The sequence below is a fragment of the Mesorhizobium sp. M2E.F.Ca.ET.209.01.1.1 genome, from assembly GCF_004010375.2.
In the GTDB taxonomy this organism is placed as follows: domain Bacteria; phylum Pseudomonadota; class Alphaproteobacteria; order Rhizobiales; family Rhizobiaceae; genus Mesorhizobium.
Genome location: NZ_SADP02001368.1, coordinates 1 through 279 on the forward strand (window position 1 = coordinate 1; position 279 = coordinate 279).

At 70.6% G+C, this 279-nt stretch carries 1 protein-coding gene; it reads right to left on the reverse strand.

What is annotated here, in order from left to right:
- On the reverse strand, window positions 1-279 hold a 279-nt coding region (locus tag EN852_RS40435), incomplete at both ends, for an enoyl-CoA hydratase-related protein (protein ID WP_189546697.1).

Genomic DNA, 279 nt, shown 5'->3' on the forward strand with positions numbered 1-279 from the left:
CGAAAATGTCTCGCCGGTCAACAGCAGCTCCAGCGCGCGCTTGCGGCCGGCAAGCCGCGGCAGGCGCTGCGTGCCGCCGAAAGTCGGCGGCATGGCAAGCTTGATCTCCGGCTTGGCAAACAAGGCGCGGTCGCTGGCGACGGCCAGCGGCACCGCCTCCGTGATCTCGCAGCCGCCGCCAAAGGCGAGGCCGTTGACGGCGGCGATCACCGGCTTGCGGAACGCTTCCAGCCTCGCCGTCAGACGCTGGCCGCGCATGACGAAATCGCGCAGCGCGGC